Raw genomic sequence first — 15,310 nt, 5'->3', positions numbered from 1 at the left:
CAGTGAGGACGGCTGATTTGGCAGCGCCTCAGAAGTACGGCGCGAGATTGCGCCGGATGCGCTCAGCCGGGTCCTCGCCCTTCGGCGGGTAGGCAAAGGCCGTTCCCGTGATCGCCTCATAGGCGCGGACATAGACCGCAGAGGTCTGGTCGATCAGCTCCTGCGGGATCGGCGGCAGGTCCTGCGTATAGGGATCGCAGCGCGCCACGACCCAGTTGCGCACGAAATCCTTGTCGAAGGATTCGGGCTTGCCGCCGGCCGCGAAGCGCTCGGGATAGCTTTCGGCGAACCAGTAGCGGCTCGAATCCGGCGTGTGGATCTCGTCGGCCAGCACGATGTTGCCCTCGGCATCGGTGCCGAACTCGTATTTGGTATCGGCGAGGATCAGGCCGCGCTCGCGGGCGAGCTTCTGGCCGCGGGCGAAGAGCGCCAGCGCATAGGCCGAGACCTCGTCCCATTGCTTCTGCGTGAGCAGCCCCTCGCCCACGATCTGCTCGGCCGAGAGCGGCTCGTCATGGCCGCCGTCGAAGGCCTTGCTGGTCGGGGTGATGATCGCCTGCAGCAGCGCCTCGTTGTCGCGCAGGCCCTCCGGCAGCGTCATGCCGTACATCTCGCGCCGGCCCTGCTTGTACATCGTCAGGATCGAGGTGCCGGTCGTGCCAGCGAGATAGCCGCGCACCACCATCTCGACCGGCAGGATATCCAGGCGCCGGCCGACGACGACGTTCGGATCAGGATATTCCAGGACATGGTTGGGGCAGATATCGGCGGTCTGCTCGAACCAGTAGCGCGCGGTTTGCGTCAGCACCTGGCCCTTCAGCGGAATCGAGGCGATCGCCCGGTCGAAGGCCGAGAGCCGGTCGGTCGAGATCAGGATGCGACGGTTGTCGGGCAGGTCGTAATTCTCGCGGACCTTGCCGCGATAATAGTTCGGCAGCTCGGGGATGACGGCTTCGTGAAGAGGCAGATAGTCGGACATGGGCGGAGCTTGCCTCATTGGCGCTGCACGGAAGGCCGGCGCGGCCGGGCCGCTGCCACAGGTCTTCTAACCAGAACGGAAGTTTTCCACCATCGGGGCGACAGAAGCTTCCCCGGATTGCTGCGCTCTCCCGAATGTGGCATGCGAGGCCCTCGCGATGGAGCGTCCCCGCGGCCTATCAGGCGAGGCTCCGCTCCTTAGTTCCGTCGTGTTTGGCGGGTGTTCTGGACCACAGTTTGCGATCAGAGCCGGCCCGCCGGCGCGACTATGGATGACGTGACCCGACCTGCGATGATGCTGCGACTGACCAGACGCTTCGGCATGGCCCTTCTGATGCTGGCGGCCCTCGGTGGCACCGCCATGGCGCAGTCGGCGTCCTGCAATGCCTGGCGCGCCGAGCTGGAAAGCCTGCAGGGCCGCAGCGGCGGCGACCCGCGCGCTGCGCAGGCCGCGCGGCGCGTCGGCGCCCAGCTGGCGCAACTGAGCAACCAGTATCGCTCCATGGGCTGCGACCGCGGCTTCAGCTTCTTCGATTCCCCGCCGCCGCAATGCAATTTCATCCGGCAGCAGCTCGGCCAGTTGCAGAACCAGTATGGCCAGTTGCAGAGCCAGGCAGAGGGCGGCGGCATCGAACAACGCCGCGCCCAGCTCGCGGCCGCCATCAACAACAATTGCCGGGCGCAGCCGCGCGGCTTCTTCGACACGATATTCGGGCGCGATCCCGGCCCCGGCGAGATCGATTCGACCTTGCCGGAACTCGATCCCGAGCAGCCGACCGAACCGGCCAAGCCACGCCTTGGCGGCCCGCAGACCGTCTGTGTCCGCACCTGCGACGGCTTTTTCTTCCCGCTCGGGAACAACGCCGGCAATGGCGACGAGATGTGCCAGGCCCTGTGCCCGGGCACCGAGACGCTGGCCTATGGCATGAGCGCCGGCGGCGACATCCAGAACGCCGCCTCGCGCGCGACCGGGCAGCCCTATTCCTCGCTGGCCAATGCCGGCAAATACACCCGCAGCTTCGATGCCGCCTGCACCTGCCGCGGCCAGGGGCAGAGCTGGTCCGCCGCCCTCAAGGACGCCGAATACCTGCTCGACAAGCGCAAGGGCGACGTCATCCTGACCGAGCAGCGGGCCGCCGAATTGTCGCGGCCGAAGGCGGACCCGAAGCGCAAGGGCGCTGCTGCGGCCCAACCGGCGGCAGTGGTGCCCGTTCCGGTCGTCCCCGACGAGAAGCCGATGCCGTCGGAGGATTCACCGACCGCCGGCACCGAATCGGCCGGCGTCGGCCCCGATATCGTCGGCGAGAAGGTGCTCGACAAGAAGGACGGGTTGAAGAGCGAATCGCAGAGCTCCACCGGCGAGCGCCGGACGGTGCGGATCGTCGCACCCAATCTCGCGCCCAACCTGAACCCACAGGCCGCTCGGCCCTGAACGCGAAAAGTTCCATGCGATTTTCGCATGGAAGATCACCCGAGAACGCCGCGATCGCTTCTGGACGCATGAATGGATCGGCAGCATAAGGAGGCATCCAAGCCGCCTCCGGGAGGCCCGCCAGACCCGTCCCACGGCTCCACCGTGCCGCGCGCCCGCTTCTGACGCTCCCCAGCTCAGAAGGCCGCCATGTCCGAGACGACAGCGCCAGCTCCCACCCATCCCATCCAGTTCGACGATGCCAAGCGCCGCCTCAAGGCGATCTTCATCGGCTCAGTCGGCAATCTCGTCGAATGGTACGATTTCTACGCCTATACGGCCTTCGCGCTCTATTTCGCGCCGGCCTTCTTTCCCTCGCATGACCCGGTGGTGCAGCAGCTCAACGCGGCGACGCTGTTCGCGGCGGGGTTCATCGTGCGGCCGATCGGCGGCTGGCTGTTCGGCCATCTGGCGGATCGCTACGGGCGGCGGCTGTCATTGACCCTGTCGGTGATCATGATGTGCTTCGGCTCGCTGATCATCGCGCTGACGCCGACCTACGCGACGATCGGCTTCGCGGCGCCGGCCCTGCTGGCACTGGCGCGCATCATCGAAGGCCTGAGCCTCGGCGGCGAATACGGGGCGAGCGCGACCTACCTCACGGAAATCGCCGACCCCGAGCATCGCGGCTTCTATTCGAGCTTCCAGTACGTGACGCTGATCGGCGGGCAGCTCACCGCGATCCTGGTGCTGCTCCTGCTCCAGAACGTCTTCCTGACGCATGAGCAGCTGGTCGAGTGGGGCTGGCGCATCCCCTTCGTCATCGGCGCGATGCTGGCCGTCACAGCCATGCTGATGCGCCGGCACATGCACGAGACCGAGTCGTTCGAGGCCGCCAAGGCGACGATGAAGAAGGAAAGCTCGCTCAAGGGCCTGCTGAAATACCCGCGCGAGGTTGCGATCGTGGTCGGCCTCACGGCCGGCGGCACGGCCGCCTTCTACACCTTCACCACCTATATGCAGACCTTCGTCAGGCAGACGGTCGGCCTTTCCGACATGACCACGACCTATGTGATCGCAGGCTCGCTGATCTTCGCGGCGGTGCTGCAGCCGATCTACGGCATGATCTCGGACAGGATCGGCCGCAAGCCGATGCTGATCTTCTTCGGGCTGGCGGGCTCGCTGCTGACCGTGCCGATCCTGACGGCGCTCGCCGACACCAAATCGGCGTTCACGGCCTTCCTGCTGATCTGCGGCGCCTGGATCTTCACCGCCGGCTACACCTCGATCAACGCCGTGGTGAAAGCGGAGCTGTTCCCGACCGCGATCCGCGCGACCGGCGTCGCCGTGCCCTATGCCGTGACCGTCTCGATCTTCGGCGGCACGGCGCCGGCCATCGCCCTGTTCTTCAAGCAGCAGGGCCACGAGCAGTGGTTCTATTACTACCTCGCCGGCGTCATCTTCCTGTCGTTCCTGGTCTATGCGACCATGCGCGACACCAAGCACGCCTCGGCGATGGAGCGGCACGAGTGAAGAACGGAATTGCAGGCGAGCAGATGGAGCGGAGATGTTTTGCCTGCAATCACGTCTTTCTAAACGAAAGGCCCGTTTGCCATGTCGTTTTCTTCGATGACGGAGAAATCCAGATCGACTGCGGGCAGGATGATCACGGTGAAGGCGATGAGTTCCCCAAGAACTTTCGTCCCGTGGGGCTGAACCACATCATCGCCCGGGACGAGACGGTAGCTGCTCTTCTCGCCGAAGAGGCACCTGATGTCAGTTTTGGGAGAGATAGCGTCGACCAGCCATGGAGCCGCTACATCATTCGCTGAGCGGCTTCTCACTGTTCGAAGAGATTGATCAGCTCGTTTCGCCAGCCAGCCGCTTCAGCGCCTTCTCCCGCCCGATCAGCGGCAGCAGTGCCGCCAGCTCCGGGCCATGGTCGAGCCCCGTCAGCCCCCGGCGCAGCGGCATGAACAGCGCCTTGCCCTTCGCGCCCGTGGCGGCCGAGACCGCTTGCGTCCAGCTCTTCCAGGTCGTGGTGTCGAAGGGCTCTGCCGGCAGTAGCCCGGCCGCCGTGGCGGCAAAGCCCTGATCGGCGATCACGGGCTCGATCGGCCCCTGCACGACGCGCCACCACTGAGCCGCCTCGTCCAGCTTGGCGAGATTGCCGCGCACGGCCTGCCAGAACGGCTCGTCGGCCGCGACGCCGAGCGCCACCAATCGGTCGGCAACTGCAGCAAGCGGCAACTGGTGCAGCGTCCGGGCGCTCAGCGCCTCCAGCTCGTGCTCGTCGAACTTGGCGGGCGCCCGCGAGACATGGGCGAGCTCGACCAACCCTGCGAGCTCGTCGAGGCTCGCGACCGGGCGCACGGCGTCGGAAGTACCGACCAGCGTCGCCAGCGCCGCCACCGCCAGCGCTTCCACGCCGGTCTCGCGCAGGCCGCGCAACGAGAGATGTCCGAGGCGCTTGGAGAGCCCCTCGCCGCTCGCGGTGGTCAGCAGGTTGTGGTGGCCGAAGGTCGGCAGGCTCGCGCCCAGCGCCTCGAAGATCTGGGCCTGGACCGCGGTGTTGGTGACGTGGTCCTCGCCGCGGATGACATGGGTCACGCCGGTCTCGATATCGTCGACGACGGAGGGCAGCGTGTAGAGATAGCTGCCGTCCTCGCGCACCAGCACCGGGTCCGAGAGCGAGGCGCAATCGACATGGGAGGCACCGCGCACCAGATCGTCCCAGGCGACCTCGCGCGGCTCCAGCAGGAAGCGCCAATGGGGCTTGCGCCCCTCCGCCGCGAAGGCAGCCTTCTGCTCGTCGGTAAGCTTCAGCGCGGCGCGGTCGTAGATCGGTGGCAGGCCACGGGCGAGCTGGCGCTTGCGGCGGCGATCGAGCTCGTCGGCCGTCTCGTAGCAGGGATAGAGCCGCCCTGCCCCGCGCAGGCGATCGGCGGCGGCATCATAGATCGCCAACCGCTCCGACTGGCGGATCACCTCATCGGGCACGATGCCGAGCCAACCCAGGTCCTCGGCGATGGCATCGGCATATTCCGCCTTCGAGCGGGCGATGTCGGTATCGTCGTAGCGCAGCAGGAAGCGACCGCTGTGGCGGCGGGCGAAGAGCCAGTTGAACAGCGCCGGCCGGGCGTTGCCGATATGGAGGTAGCCGGTGGGCGACGGCGCGAAGCGAACCAGAGGAGAGGTCATGGCCCGGCTTATGGCGCGTTTGCCGGCAGGCGACAATCCGGCGATCCCATGGAATTCCGCATCGTTAACCCTGCATTAGGGTTACCAAGGCATGAATTGTCCCCAGAGCAGGGTGAAACGGGTGATTTCGAACCGCTGCTCGGGGAGATCAGGATGCGCATCCGTTCCATCGCGCTCATGCTTGGGTCTACGGCCCTCGCGACCAGCCTTCTCGCCGCACCGACGCTTGCGGCGGATTACCTGCGCGGCACGCAGACCTTCGAGGCCCCTCAGAGCGCGGTGGCGTTCGAGCGCGGCATCAACTGGTCGGGCTTCTATGTCGGCGGCGGCGCGGGCGTGTCCGATACCAAGTTCAAGCCCGATAACGGGCTCCAGGACCTCGCCCGCTTCGCCTATCGCAACACGCTGCTCGGCGCCGAGTACGATTTGGGCGCCCTGCTCGGCAACCTGCCCGAGAAGCGCGACAGCGGCGCAACCTTCTTCGGCTTCGCCGGCTACAATTTCACCTTCGGCGATGCCGTCCTCGGCTTCGAGGCCGATTACACCCGCTCGGGGCATGAATACCGGCTCGGCGACTACATCGCCCGGCGCGCCACCACCTCCAACGGCACCATCAACGACGTCTCTCTGACGACAAATCATGGGGCCTCGCTCAACGACTACGCCACGGCGCGTGTACGCCTCGGCTGGGCAGCCGGCAGCTTCATGCCGTTCGCGACGCTCGGCGGCGCGGTGGGACGCTTCAACACCACCTCGACGATCACCGCAACGAACTACATCACCCAGCTCAACCCGGTCACAGGATTGATCGAGCAGGGTCAGGCCGCCGGCTATCCCCTGATCGTCGGCGCGACCAAGAAGAACGTCTACGGCTTCGGCCTGACGGTCGGTGGCGGCATCGACTGGGCGCTGACCGACAACATGTTCCTGCGCGGCGAATACCAGCTCATCCGCTTCGCCGATGTCGAGGGCACGACGACGACGATCAACACCGCGCGCGCCGCTCTGGGCGTCAAGTTCTGAGGCAGGTCACCACGCCTCAAACGAAAAGGCCGGGGCGAGAGCCCCGGCCTTTTCTGTTTGTTTGGTAGCCGAAGCGCCTTATTCGGCCGCCTCGACCTCAGGCCGGGCCCGGCCGGCGCGCTGGCGCTTGACCAGCTCGGCGACGATGAAGGCAAGCTCCAGTGCCTGCTCCGCGTTGAGGCGGGGATCGCAGAACGTGTGATAGCGGTCGTTGAGGTCCGCATCCGTCATGCCGCGCGCACCACCGGTGCATTCGGTAACGTTCTTGCCGGTCATCTCGAGATGCAGGCCGCCGGCATGGGTACCTTCGGCCTGATGGACGGCGAAGAAGTTCTTCACCTCGCCCAGGATCAGGTCGAAGGGACGCGTCTTGTAGCCGCTCGCCGCCTTGACCGTGTTGCCGTGCATCGGGTCGCAGGACCAGACGACGTTACGGCCTTCGCGCTTCGTCGCCCGCACCAGCGCCGGCAGATGGTCGAAGACCTTGTCGGCACCGAAGCGCGCAATGAGCGTCAGGCGCCCGGCCTGGTTCTGCGGATCGAGCACGTCGATCAGCTTGAGCAGGCCGTCGACCGTGGTCGAGGGGCCGCATTTCAGGCCGATCGGGTTCTTGATGCCGCGGAAGAACTCGACATGGGCATGGTCGATCTGGCGCGTGCGATCACCGATCCAGACCATGTGGCCTGAGGTGGCGTACCATTCGCCGGTGGTCGAATCCGTCCGGGTCATCGCCTGCTCGTAGCCGAGCAGCAGCGCCTCGTGGCTGGTGTAGAAGTCGGTCGTGCGCATCTCCGGATAAGTCTCCGGGTCAATGCCGATGGCGCGCATGAACTCCAGCGCCTCGGTGATGCGCTCGGCCACCTCCTGGTAGCGATGCGACTGCGGTGAATCCTTGACGAAGCCGAGCATCCAGCGATGCGCGTTGTCGAGATTGGCATAGCCGCCGGTCGCGAAGGCGCGGATCAGGTTCAGCGTTGCCGCCGACTGACGATAGCCCTCGAGCTGACGGCGCGGATCGGGGATGCGCGCCTCGGCCGTGAACTCGTTGTCGTTGACGATGTCGCCCTTGTAGCTCGGCAGTTCGATGCCGCCGATCGTCTCGGTCGGGGCCGAGCGCGGCTTGGCGAACTGGCCGGCGATGCGGCCGACCTTCACCACCGGCGAGCCGCCGGCGAAGGTCAGGACGACCGCCATCTGCAGGAACAGCCGGAAGAAGTCGCGGATATTGTCGGCCGAATGCTCGGCGAAGCTCTCGGCGCAGTCGCCTCCCTGCAGCAGGAAGGCCTCACCGGCGGCGACCTTGCTCAACGCCCGTTTGAGCTTGCGCGCCTCGCCTGCAAAAACGAGCGGCGGAAAGCCGGCGAGCTGCTGCTCAACCGCCTTCAAGGCTGCCTGGTCCGGATATTCCGGAATCTGCTGGACGGGCTTGGCCCTCCAGCTCTCTGGCGTCCACCGCTCGGACATGGGACTATGTGCTCCTGACTGTGAGATCGCGCATCGTTAACCTCTTGGTAGCGCGAAGGGGCGGCTATACACCGATGATGTGGGAATGACCACCTTCGGAGGGAAGCCCTGTCAGTGGACGGCCCGGCCGCTCAGCGCATGCGCCGCGAAAGGCGATTCTTCGCAACGGGATAGCGAGCGCCGTTGCCACATCGCGGCAACGGCCTGTCATCCTGATTCAAGCGCTTCACACGGCGATTCAACGCGGCGGACGCTAGCCCGCCCGGGGTGTGCGCATCGTCACCAGCTCCTCCGCGGCGCTCGGATGCAGCGCGACGGTGCGGTCGAAATCGGCCTTGGTCGCCCCCATCGTCACGGCGATCCCGACCGCCTGGACGATCTCGCCGGCATCATGGCCGAGGATGTGGACGCCGAGCACCTTGTCCGATTGCGCGTCGACGACGAGCTTCATGTAGATGCGCTCCTGCCGGCCGGAGATCGTCGCCTTCATCGGGCGGAAGCCGGATTCGAAGACGGTGACCTTGTGCCCTGCAGCGACAGCCTGCGCCTCCGACAAGCCGACGGTGCCGATCTCCGGCGTCGTGAAGACAGCCGAGGCGACGGTGGCGTGGTCAACCGTCCAGGTCCTGCTGCCGAAGGTCGAGTCGGCGAAGGCATGCCCCTCGCGGATCGCGACCGGCGTCAGGTTGACCCGATTGGTCACGTCGCCGACGGCGTGGATCGACGGCACGCTGCTGGCGGAGGCGCCATCGACCGTGATCTCGCCGAGCGGGCCCATCGCAACGCCCGCCTGCTCCAGGCCGAGCCCCCTGGTGTTCGGCCGGCGACCGGTGGCGACCAGCACGACATCGGCATCGATCGGCTCGCCCTTGGCGCAATGGGCGCGGCGGGTGCCGTCGGACAGTTCCTCGATCCGGTCGATCGTGCAGCCAAGCCGCAAGGTGATGCCGGCATGGATGAGCGCGTCGCGCAGGCGGGTGCGAATGTCCTCGTCGAAGCCGCGCAGGATGTTGTCGCCCCGGTGCAGCACGGTCACCGCGACGCCGAGCCGGGCGAAGAGGCTGGCGAATTCGAGGGCGATATAGCCGCCACCGACAACCAGCATGCGCTTCGGCAGCGCAGGCAGATGGAAGATCTCGTTCGAGGAGATGCCGAGCTCGCCGCCGGGAATCGGCGGGTCGAAGGAGGGCCAGCCGCCGGTCGCGACCAGGATATGGCGGGCGCGGATCACCTCCCCGCTCTTGACCAGTCGGACCTGATGCGGCCCCTCGACGACGGCGCGCTCCTCGCGGATTTGGACCTTCGCCCCTTCGAGCCCCTTGCGATAGAGGCCGGACAGGCGCGTGACCTCGTTGGCCACGGCATCGCGCAGCGTCGACCAGTCGAAGACCGGCGCCTGCGGCAGCGTCCAGCCAAAGCCGGCAGCGTCCTCGAAATCCTCGGCGAAACGGCTGGCATAGACGAAAAGCTTCTTGGGCACGCAGCCGCGGATCACACAGGTGCCGCCGATCCGATCCTCCTCGGCGATCATCACGCGGGCGCCATGGCCAGCGGCGATGCGCGCCGCGCGCGTGCCGCCCGAACCGGCACCAATGACGAAAAGATCGACGTCGAAATCAGCCATGGTCTTCTCCCTGCGGCGCCGCCACGCCCGGACCGAACCAGAGGATCGAAGCCCCCAGAACGGCAATCCACCAGCCCTGCCAGGCGCCATGCCCGACGACGGCAATCGCGAAGGCGCCTGCAAACAGCGCCAGGCGCGGTGCCATCTCCCGCGCCGGCAGGCGGCGCAGCCGCCCCAGCATAAGGAGACCGGCCAGGACGAGGAGGCCCGCTCCGACCACCCCGGTCTCGGCCCAGGCCTGCAGCGGCATATCATGCGGATGGCTCGCTGCCAGGAGCTCGCGATGCGCAGGAGAGACCTCCTTCGCCACCGGGTGTTCATGCATGGTGGCCGAGGTTCCGAAGCCGGCGCCGACGATCGGCCGTGCCCGCGCAACCTCGCCAAAGCTCTGCCAGATATCGATGCGGGCCTGGCCGGTCATCACCGCGAACCGGTTCAGGATCAGCGAAGGCAGCCAGTTCTGCGCGGCGACGCCAAGCACGGGCGCCACCGCCATGGCGAGAAGAAAGGCGCAGCCTGCGGCCGTCAGCGTCAGGCGCGGCCAGAGCGCCGACAGCCCCCAGCAGAGCGCGCAGACGGCGACGCCGAGCCGAGCCGAGGAGCTTTCCGAGCGCAGCGCCAGGGCCGTCACGGCCAAGGCCAGAACGACCGCCAGAATCCGGTCGGACCGGCGAGCACCGGGCAGGTTCCAGAGGCCATGAATCGTCGGCACCGCCAGTATGAGCGCCGTGATCGCCGGGCGGTTGAAGACGAAGCTCGCCAGCTTGCCGATGCCGAGCGCGGCCCGCTGCGACAGCCCGGACGTAAGCTCGAGCATCGCCAGCAGGCAGGCGAGGATGATCGCGAGCGCGAGCGCCCGCAGCCAGGCAGGCTGCGGCCTGAACACGCCGGAAGCGGCGATCGCGAGGGCGAAGACGATCGGCAGCGCGAGCTCGCCCCAGGCCCGCAACGAGGCGAGCGGAGCGTGACTCCACAGAATCGAGATCAGCGCCCAGGCGAGGAAGGCGGCCAGGGCCAGCCCGGGCGGCGTCACGAGAAGGCGCCCCATGCGCCCGACGAGCTCGCCTGTTCGGCCGGAGAGGATGAGGACGGCGGCGAAGGGGATCACCGCCAGCCCGAGCAGAAGCGTCGACGAGCGGTTGGCGAGCCACATCGCAACCGGCATCAGCACCATCAGCGCCACGCCGATCCCGATCAAGCGCGGCGACAACTGCTGGCGATCTGCAAGACGCGTCTGACTCATGGCTTGCGCTTACGCGATCGCAGGAAACGCCGCCAGCGCGTTATCGCGCGATTGCCCGCAGTCGTAGGAGGAAAGGCGTAGATTCTGCGGTTAACGCACGCCGCAGCCGAAAATTCTTGACTTCCGATTATGCAATCTGGCGCAATTGACGATCGGCGCGGCGAGGTGCCACAGGCGGAGCGCCTCAAGAAACCCGCGGGCAAGGCCCCGCAAGCGGAGGAATTCATGCTGACATCCATCCTGAAGCGCACGGCCCTGACGGCGGTGGCGCTGGCTGCCCTGTCCACAGCCGCCTTCGCCCAGCTCAACGAGCTGAAGATCATGGCCCCGGCGGCGCCCGGCGGTGGCTGGGACGGCACGGCGCGCTCGATGCAGCAGGCGCTGACCGCGGCCGGGATCACCAAGAGCGTGCAGGTCAACAACGTCACCGGCGCGGGCGGCACCATCGGCCTCGCGCAATTGATCGGCGCCAAGGGCGCCGGCGACCAGCTGATGGTCAACGGCTTCGTCATGGTCGGCGCCATCCTGCTCAACAAGTCCCCGGTCAACCTGACCCAGGTCACGCCGATCGCGCGCCTCACCGCCGAGGCCGAGGTCATCGTCGTGCCGACGGAATCGCCGCTCAAGACCGCCAAGGACCTGGCCGAGCGCCTGAAGGCCGACCCGGCCAAGGTGACCTGGGCCGGCGGCTCGGCCGGCGGCACCGACCACATCCTCGCCGCGCTGTTCGCGCAGGCCGTCGGCGCCGATGCCAAGAAGATCAACTACATCCCGTTCTCGGGCGGCGGCGAGGCACTGGCTGCCATGCTCGGCGGGCGCGTCACGGCCGGCGTCTCCGGCTATGGCGAGTTCGAAGGCCAGATCAAGGCCGGCAAGCTGCGTGTACTCGCAGTCTCCTCGTCGAAGCGCCTCGAGAACGCCCCGGATGCGCCCACGCTGAAGGAGCAGGGCATCGATCTCGAGCTCCTGAACTGGCGCTCGGTCGTCGCCCCTCCCGGCCTCTCGGCCGAGCAGACCAAGGCCCTGATCGACACGGTCGAGAAGATGGTCAAGTCGAAGGAATGGCAGGAAATCCTCAAGGCTCGCGGCTGGGACGATTCCTTCCTCGCCGGCGCAGCCTTCGACACCTTCCTGAAGGCCGAGATCGAGCGCGTCTCCAAGGTGATGACTGAAGTCGGTCTGGTGAAGTAAGCCGGCAGCGACGCGAGAATCAGAAGGGGGCCGGGAAACCGGCCCCTTTTCCAACCACCAGAAGCGCCAAGAACGACGCCGACCAGCACTGCGGGAACGCCATGACCAACGATACGCGCACCCAAGGCGCCAACAAGCCGGCCCTGGTGGTAGGCGTCCTGCTGCTGATCGTCGCCGCCCTTATCGGCTATGACGCCTCGCAGCAGACGATCACCTCGACCTATGGCGTCGGCCCGACCGCGATGCCTTATGTCGTGGCGGCTGGTCTCGTCATCCTGGGCCTGGCGCATTTCCTGGTCGCCTTCCGCGAAGGCCTGCCGCAGCCCGAGGCGGCCGATAACAAGGCGCTGCTCTGGATCGCCGGAGGCCTGATCTTCCTGATCGCCTGCATCGGGCTCGGCGGCGGCTTCATCATCGCCATCACCGTGGTTTTCGCCTGCACCGCGCGTGGCATGGGCCGGCAGGGGCTCCTGGTCGATGCTGTGATCGGCTTCGTGCTCGGCCTCGTCATCTTTCTCGTCTTCGCCAAGGTCCTGACGCTGATCCTGCCGTCGGGTCCGCTCGAGCGCCTGTTCCTCTAAAGGAGAGCCCGATCATGGATACCCTGCTCTCCCTGCTTCACGGTTTCAGCGTCGCGCTCGAACCCTCCAAGATGATCTTCTGCCTGATCGGCGTGTTCCTCGGGACCGCCGTCGGCGTGCTGCCCGGCATCGGCCCGGCGCTCACCGTCGCGCTGCTGCTGCCGGTGACCTTCAAGCTCGATCCGGCGGGATCGCTGATCATGTTCGCCGGCATCTACTATGGCGGCATGTATGGCGGCTCGACCACGGCGATCCTGCTCAATGCACCCGGCGAAAGCGCCTCGCTCGCCACAGCGCTCGAAGGCTCGAAGATGGCCAAGGCCGGCCGCGGCGGCCCGGCGCTCGCCACCTCGGCGATCGGCTCCTTCGTCGCCGGCCTGATCGCGACGATCGGGCTTGCCTTCCTGGCACCCGTTCTGGTCGAGATCGCGGTGAAGTTCGGCCCCTGGGACTATTTCGCGCTGATGATCGTCGCCTTCGTCACGGTCTCCGCGACCTTCGGCGACTCGCCGCTGCGCGGCCTGACCAGCCTGTTCCTCGGCATCGCGCTCGGCCTGGTGGGCATCGACAAGCTGACCGGCCAGGCCCGCCTGACCTTCGGCGTGCCGGAGCTGCTCAACGGCGTCGAGGTCACGACGCTCGCGGTCGGCCTCTTCGCCGTCGGCGAAGCCTTCTACGTCGCCTCCAAGCGCTTCCGCGATCCCGAGGAGATCATCCCGATCAAGGGCTCGCTGTGGATGACCAAGGAGGACTGGAAGCGCTCCTGGGCGCCCTGGCTGCGCGGCACCGCCTTCGGCTTCCCGATCGGCGCCCTGCCGGCCGGCGGCGCCGAGGTTCCGACCTTCCTGAGCTACTCGACCGAGCGCAAGCTCTGCAAATACCCGGACGAGTTCGGCAAGGGCGCGATCGAGGGCGTCGCAGGGCCCGAGGCCGCCAACAACGCCTCCGCAGCCGGCACGCTGGTGCCGCTGCTGACCCTCGGCCTGCCGACTTCGGCGACGGCCGCGATCATGCTCGCCGGCTTCCAGCAATACGGGCTCAACCCCGGCCCGCTGCTCTTCGCCGAAAAGCCGGATCTGGTCTGGGGCCTGATCGCCTCGCTGTTCATCGCCAACGTCATGCTGGTGATCCTGAACCTGCCGCTGATCGGGCTCTGGGTCCGGCTTCTGGCGATCCCGCAGCCCTGGCTCTATGCCGGCATCCTCGTCTTCGCGACGATGGGCACGCTTGCCGTCAACGGCTCGCCGGCCGAGCTCGCCATGCTCTTCGCCTTCGGCTTCCTCGGCTATCTGATGCGCCGCTACGACTATCCGGTGGCGCCGATGGTGGTCGGCCTGATCCTCGGGCCGATGGCGGAGCAGCAATTGCGCCGCGCGCTGCAGATCAGCCTGGGCGATCCGATGATCCTGCTGGAGAACCCGATCTCGGCGACGCTGCTCGGCATCGCCTTCATCGCGCTGGTGGCGCCCTTCGTGATGAAGGGGCTGAACCAGTTCAAGGCTGCCGAGGACTGACCAGACCGAGCCGGATGAGGCTCTCGCCCGTGGCGACGAGAGCCTCCTTCGCCGGGCGCGGCTGCCAGCCGAGCATGGCCTGCGCCTTGGCGCTCGTCGCGGTCTTGCTGCGGCCGAGCTCCGGCGTCGCCGCCTGACGGGCCGCGGCGCTGAAGCGGGCGGCGAAGCGCACCAGCCAATCCGGCAGGACGCGCGTCGAGACCCGCTCCGCATCCGCGCCGAGACCGTCCTTCAACGCCTGGGCGATCGCCTGCATCGTCATGAAATCGCCGGCCGTCGCCAGGAAACGCTCGCCGGCCGCCGCCGCATCCGTCATGGCGCGCAGGTGCAGGTCGGCGACATCGCGCACATCGACGACGCCGAACATCAGCCGCGGCACCGCCCAGAGCCGCCCATCCAGCATGGTCTTGACCAGCAGGATCGAGGCCGAGAGATCCGGCCCCAGCAAGGGGCCGAAGATGCCGACGGGGTTCACGACCGAAAGCTCCAGCCCCTGCCCTTCGCCATCGACGAAATCCCAAGCGGCGCGCTCGGCCAGCGTCTTGGATTTCGGATAGGCGGCAAGCCCAGGCGCTGCCGCGTTCGTCCAGTCGCGCTCGTCATAGGGGCGCTTCACGATGCGGCCATAGCCGATCGCGGCGAAGGAAGAGGTCAGCACGACGCGCCTCACCCCGGCCCTATGCGCGGCGCGCAGGACGCGCAGCGTGCCCTCCCGCGCCGGGCGGATCAGTTCGGCCTCGTCCTTCGGCTCGGCCGCGGCGAGCGGGGACGCGACGTGAAGGACATAGGTACAGCCGGTCGCCGCCTCGTCCCAGCCCTCGTCCCCCATCAGATCGGCGACGACGACCTGCAGCCGGTCACCGGCCTCGATTCCGGCTCCGCGCAGGGCGTCCCTGAGAGCGCCCTCGCGGGCCCGATCGCGCAGCGTCGTGCGGACGTCGTAGCCCGCCGCGAGCAACGTGAGGATGCAATGCCCCGCGAGGAAGCCGGAGCCTCCGGTCACGAGAACGAGATCACGGGTCATGTCGCCGGCTCCGCCGTTTCATTTCAGCCGCCCGGCCATAGCGTCGGTTTGGGCAT

13 protein-coding genes are annotated in these 15,310 nt (G+C 67.3%); 7 read left to right on the top strand and 6 right to left on the bottom strand.

Going from position 1 to position 15,310, the window contains the following annotated elements:
- Positions 1–28: 28 nt before the first annotated feature.
- Positions 29–979, bottom strand: coding sequence for a phosphoribosylaminoimidazolesuccinocarboxamide synthase (locus ACFJGT_RS06465; protein ID WP_377847036.1), 951 nt, complete (start codon positions 977–979; stop codon positions 29–31).
- Positions 980–1,255: 276 nt separating this feature from the next.
- On the opposite strand from ACFJGT_RS06465, the gene ACFJGT_RS06460 reads away from it, so the two are divergent.
- The 3 genes from ACFJGT_RS06460 to ACFJGT_RS06450 all read left to right on the top strand — a co-directional run bounded on the left by ACFJGT_RS06460 (position 1,256) and on the right by ACFJGT_RS06450 (position 4,221).
- Positions 1,256–2,410 carry a DUF2865 domain-containing protein gene (locus tag ACFJGT_RS06460; protein ID WP_377847034.1) on the top strand — a complete coding sequence of 385 codons (1,155 nt, stop codon included), beginning with the start codon at positions 1,256–1,258 and terminating at the stop codon, positions 2,408–2,410.
- A gap of 189 nt (positions 2,411–2,599) precedes the next feature.
- Positions 2,600–3,922 (top strand): MFS transporter, encoded by a 1,323-nt coding sequence (locus ACFJGT_RS06455; protein WP_377847032.1) that lies wholly within the window; start codon positions 2,600–2,602, stop codon positions 3,920–3,922.
- A complete protein-coding gene (locus tag ACFJGT_RS06450; RefSeq protein WP_377847030.1) occupies positions 3,919–4,221 on the top strand; it encodes a hypothetical protein in 303 nt (100 codons plus the stop codon). The genes ACFJGT_RS06455 and ACFJGT_RS06450 overlap by 4 nt, the downstream gene beginning before the upstream one ends.
- A 28-nt stretch (positions 4,222–4,249) precedes the next feature.
- On the opposite strand, the gene gltX is transcribed toward ACFJGT_RS06450, so the two are convergent.
- Positions 4,250–5,590 carry a glutamate--tRNA ligase gene (gene gltX, locus ACFJGT_RS06445; RefSeq protein WP_377847028.1) on the bottom strand — a complete coding sequence of 447 codons (1,341 nt, stop codon included), beginning with the start codon at positions 5,588–5,590 and terminating at the stop codon, positions 4,250–4,252.
- Between the two features lie 153 nt (positions 5,591–5,743).
- Here gltX and ACFJGT_RS06440 point away from each other — a divergent pair, with 153 nt between their 5' ends.
- Positions 5,744–6,613 carry an outer membrane protein gene (locus tag ACFJGT_RS06440; RefSeq protein ID WP_377847026.1) on the top strand — a complete coding sequence of 290 codons (870 nt, stop codon included), beginning with the start codon at positions 5,744–5,746 and terminating at the stop codon, positions 6,611–6,613.
- 78 nt (positions 6,614–6,691) lie between these two features.
- Here the strand turns inward: ACFJGT_RS06440 and ACFJGT_RS06435 are convergent, their stop codons facing one another.
- The 3 genes from ACFJGT_RS06435 to ACFJGT_RS06425 all read right to left on the bottom strand — a co-directional run bounded on the left by ACFJGT_RS06435 (position 6,692) and on the right by ACFJGT_RS06425 (position 10,944).
- Positions 6,692–8,077, bottom strand: coding sequence for a class II 3-deoxy-7-phosphoheptulonate synthase (locus tag ACFJGT_RS06435; RefSeq protein WP_377847023.1), 1,386 nt, complete (start codon positions 8,075–8,077; stop codon positions 6,692–6,694).
- 253 nt (positions 8,078–8,330) lie between these two features.
- On the bottom strand, positions 8,331–9,701 hold the full coding sequence (gor, locus tag ACFJGT_RS06430; RefSeq protein ID WP_377847021.1) for a glutathione-disulfide reductase: 1,371 nt from the start codon (positions 9,699–9,701) through the stop codon (positions 8,331–8,333).
- The gene (locus ACFJGT_RS06425) at positions 9,694–10,944 is read right to left on the bottom strand and encodes an O-antigen ligase family protein (RefSeq protein ID WP_377847019.1); all 1,251 of its coding nucleotides are present in this window, start codon (positions 10,942–10,944) and stop codon (positions 9,694–9,696) included. The genes gor and ACFJGT_RS06425 overlap by 8 nt, the downstream gene beginning before the upstream one ends.
- Positions 10,945–11,169: 225 nt before the next feature.
- Here ACFJGT_RS06425 and ACFJGT_RS06420 point away from each other — a divergent pair, with 225 nt between their 5' ends.
- From ACFJGT_RS06420 to ACFJGT_RS06410, 3 genes are all read left to right on the top strand, one after another.
- On the top strand, positions 11,170–12,135 hold the full coding sequence (locus ACFJGT_RS06420; protein WP_377847016.1) for a Bug family tripartite tricarboxylate transporter substrate binding protein: 966 nt from the start codon (positions 11,170–11,172) through the stop codon (positions 12,133–12,135).
- Between the two features lie 101 nt (positions 12,136–12,236).
- Positions 12,237–12,716: a tripartite tricarboxylate transporter TctB family protein gene (locus ACFJGT_RS06415; RefSeq protein ID WP_377847014.1), complete on the top strand. Its 480-nt coding sequence runs from the start codon at positions 12,237–12,239 to the stop codon at positions 12,714–12,716.
- 14 nt (positions 12,717–12,730) lie between these two features.
- A complete protein-coding gene (locus ACFJGT_RS06410) occupies positions 12,731–14,230 on the top strand; it encodes a tripartite tricarboxylate transporter permease (RefSeq protein WP_377847012.1) in 1,500 nt (499 codons plus the stop codon).
- Here the strand turns inward: ACFJGT_RS06410 and ACFJGT_RS06405 are convergent.
- The gene (locus ACFJGT_RS06405; protein WP_377847010.1) at positions 14,211–15,254 is read right to left on the bottom strand and encodes an SDR family oxidoreductase; all 1,044 of its coding nucleotides are present in this window, start codon (positions 15,252–15,254) and stop codon (positions 14,211–14,213) included. The two genes, ACFJGT_RS06410 and ACFJGT_RS06405, sit on opposite strands and share 20 nt — an antisense overlap.
- Positions 15,255–15,310: the final 56 nt, after the last annotated feature.

This window comes from Allobosea sp. UC22_33 (genome assembly GCF_042700715.1).
Classification (GTDB): Bacteria; Pseudomonadota; Alphaproteobacteria; order Rhizobiales; family Beijerinckiaceae; genus Allobosea.
The sequence above is the reverse complement of the archived record's forward strand: the minus strand, read 5'-3'. Positions and strand labels throughout refer to the sequence as shown.